Here is a 3225-nt window from a genome sequence, read left to right on the forward strand (position 1 = left end):
GGTGGAAGGGTTTGACGAGGTAATCGTCGGCCCCGAGCTGGAGGCCCTGGATGCGGTCGTTGATGCCGTCGCGGGCGGAGATGATGATGACGCCATCGGTTTTATCGTATTCGCGGAGGGCTTTGAGGACCTGGAGGCCGTTGCCGTCGGGCAGGGAAATATCGAGGAGGATGCAGTCGTAATCGAACGATTCAATCCGTTGCAGGGCGGAGTGTTTATCGGCGACCAGCTCGCAGGTGTATGCTTCCGCCTGGAGGTAGCCGGCGATGCTTTGGCCGAGGGCTTTTTCGTCTTCGATGATGAGGATCTTCATAATTCCGCCATGAAAATACGGAAATTAGTTTGAAGGGGGAAGATACAGAAGTGGCTGTGGCGGCGGATTGGAAAGGAAAAGGCGAAGAAATTGAAAATAATTTTTGAAATTTCAAAAATGCCCTTATTTTTGCACTCCATTCACGCAAGGGGGGTTAGCTCAGTTGGTAGAGCGCTTGCATGGCATGCAAGAGGTCAGGGGTTCGACTCCCCTATCCTCCACAAGAAAAAACGGAGCCTTTCAGAAAAATCTGGAAGGCTTTTTTGTGTTATGATTCCAGACGCAAACTTGAAAATATCATTTGACGAGTTGTCTTTGAGGGGGCAACGGATCATTGCACAACAACCAGAAATTTCTTATGCCGAAGCTTTAGCACAAGTACAACGGTTAAAAAAGATTTCGAAGGTAAAGCAATTGTCAAAGAAGAGCGGGCCCAATACCTGAAACGTTACATTGAAGATATTTGTGATTGGCAGTTACTCCTAATCCAAATAGTCGAGTTAACAAAAAGACAGGTCGGAATTAGGCTGCAATTTATTTAAAAAGCATACGGGTTATATTCCATATGCAGCAGCGGATACGGCTTCCCCATCCCATCGCGCTCCGACCTGCCCGTTTGTACAAATCCTGATTTGAGATAAAAGCCAACTGCCTGCTCATTCTGTTCGTTCACATCGACTTTCTTGACATGCAATTCTTTTAGAGCGAACTCCACCAGGGCTTTCCCGTAACCTTTCCCTCGGGAGGCCGCATCGATGAAGAGCATCTCCAGGTTTTCGCCGGAAACGCCTAACACGCCGGTGATGCGATCTTCTGAAATCACGTAGAGATCCAGCACCGGGAGCATCTGCGTGGGGATGATATTCTTAAACAATTGAAAATCGGTTAACAATAAAAAATGATGGGTCGCCAGAACGGAGGATTCCCAAACGCGCATGATTTCCGGGTAATCGGCTGGAGTGGCTTTTCTGATGTGCATGATGGTGCAATTTACAGTAATGTTCCGGAAGCGATCACTACAGCTCCCAAAACTCCGAAATCCTTCAGTTCTTCGCGCATTACGCCCAGGGTGCGGCTCATGTGCTTTTCCACTGCTTTTACGGAGATGCCCAGCCGCTCGGCGATTTCCTTATAGGTGAGATGATCGCGGCGGGAAAGCAGGAATATTTCGCGGCTGCGCTCCGTTAGCTTGTCGAGCGCTGCGGCGAAGGCTTTCTCCAGTTCACGGAGGTCGTAATTGATATGCAGGTCGGCCGACTGGCCATTGGATAATTGCTGGTGATGCCGCTCGTGCAGTAGGGAATTCCGCAGTTCGTTGAAGATCCTGTTGCGCAGGGCATTGTATAGATAAGACGGGATATTCTCGATATGTGACAACTCCGCCCGGCGGCGGTAGACGTTGGTGAACACCTCCTGCAGGAGATCTTCCACGATGGCGGGAACGGGCACTTTCCTATAAGCGTAGGCGTACATCGCTCCCGCATGCCGTTGGTACAACGTCTCGAAAGCGCGCGCATCGTCTACGGCCAGCAGCGACATCAGTTCCTTATCAGACAGTGCGGAATATCCCATGTTCAGCATAAAAATAGGAGAATTTTCAGCACGCCGGCCATTTTTTGCCTCCCGGGGGTAGGGTGCCGCGCTCCTGCCGTGTCTTATCCAGACACAAGCGCCCAAATGAACGATCAACAATTGCTGCAACTGCTGGATAAATTCCTCCGCAAGGAATGTTCGCCGGAGGAAACACAGGCCCTGGAGTCCTGGCTGGAAAGGTACGAATCCCCCTACCGGGAGGCCGCTCCGCCCGATGCCGCACCCAGGCTCGCCGCCGTGTACGACAGCATTACGTCCCGCTTGCAGGCAGAAGGCGAAATGCCCGGCGCTGCTCCCGCGCCCGTCCGCCGCCTCCGCTGGTGGAAGCCTGCCGCAGCCGCAGCCATCCTCATCGCCGGGGCCACCGCTTTCTACTTCACCACCCGCCAGCCCGATATGCTGACCGCTTCCGCCCCCGCAGGCGAAAGCACTTTCGTGGAGCTCCCGGACGGCAGCCGCGTATGGCTCAACGCCCGCAGCAGCCTCCGATACCCCGGCAACATGGGCAGCAGCCGAACCGTACACCTCAGTGGGGAAGGGTATTTCGAAGTGGCCCCCGACCAGCAGCGGCCGTTCGAGATCCGGACGGAAGAACTGTCCGTACAGGTGCTGGGCACTTCCTTCAACCTCAAAGCCTACGAAGAAGACGCCGAGCTCGAAACCACGCTGGTGGACGGCAAAGTGGCCGTATCCCTGCGCAACGATCCTTCGCGCCGCCAACTCCTCGCGCCCGGCCAGAAGCTCCTCCTCACCCGGAAAACTACGGCCGGGGCCACGGGCAGCGACTGGGGCGACTTTTACGCCCAACTGCAAAACAATACCAAAACAAAAGATACCATCGCCACGGAATCGCTCTGGCGGAAAGGAAGGCTCCAGTTCCGGGACCAATCCTTCTCCGAACTGGCCAAAACCATGGAAAGATGGTATAATAAACGCATCGTTATCGAAGACGCCGCACTGAACGACAACCGGTTTTCAGGGGAATTCCGGAAAGAAGACATCACGCAGGCCCTCAAAGCCCTGCAAATCATCGCCAATTTCACGTACGACATGAGAGAAGACACCGTATTTATTCAGCAATAAGTCAACCAACAAAAACAGCTATGGAACGATTCACACTTTGCAACACATCAGGCTAGGCGCTCTCCGGACGCCATTCAATTAAAAAAGGATAGTGCTGGCACACTACCCTTTATGCTAAACATGGAATGAAACAAGGATTCCGTGCGGGAAGCTGTTTGTTTCAATTGTTCAACACTCAATCCAAATTTATGAAAAAAAATCAACCTCGGCAATTCAGGGCCGGGCTAATACCTATT

4 protein-coding genes and 1 tRNA gene are annotated in these 3225 nt (G+C 52.8%); 2 read left to right on the forward strand and 3 right to left on the reverse strand.

Translation table 11 applies throughout. From position 1 onward, the window contains the following. Positions 1-313, reverse strand: a 313-nt coding sequence (locus tag Q0510_RS00635; RefSeq protein ID WP_298707305.1) for a response regulator, incomplete at its 3' end; no start/stop codon positions are given. Positions 314-461: 148 nt separating this feature from the next. Between Q0510_RS00635 and Q0510_RS00640 the strand changes: the two genes are divergently transcribed. Beyond that, positions 462-534, forward strand: a tRNA-Ala gene (locus Q0510_RS00640). Positions 535-851: 317 nt separating this feature from the next. On the opposite strand, the gene Q0510_RS00645 is transcribed toward Q0510_RS00640, so the two are convergent. After that, positions 852-1292, reverse strand: coding sequence for a GNAT family N-acetyltransferase (locus Q0510_RS00645; protein ID WP_298707306.1), 441 nt, complete (start codon positions 1290-1292; stop codon positions 852-854). A gap of 11 nt (positions 1293-1303) precedes the next feature. Next, positions 1304-1894 carry an RNA polymerase sigma-70 factor gene (locus Q0510_RS00650; protein ID WP_298707308.1) on the reverse strand — a complete coding sequence of 197 codons (591 nt, stop codon included), beginning with the start codon at positions 1892-1894 and terminating at the stop codon, positions 1304-1306. 96 nt (positions 1895-1990) lie between these two features. Here Q0510_RS00650 and Q0510_RS00655 point away from each other — a divergent pair, with 96 nt between their 5' ends. Then, positions 1991-2989, forward strand: a complete 999-nt coding sequence (locus tag Q0510_RS00655) for a FecR domain-containing protein (protein WP_298707310.1) — start codon at positions 1991-1993, stop codon at positions 2987-2989. The last annotated feature ends 236 nt before the right edge of the window (positions 2990-3225 follow it).

The sequence above is a fragment of the uncultured Chitinophaga sp. genome (assembly GCF_937874145.1).
In the GTDB taxonomy this organism is placed as follows: Bacteria; Bacteroidota; Bacteroidia; order Chitinophagales; family Chitinophagaceae; genus Chitinophaga.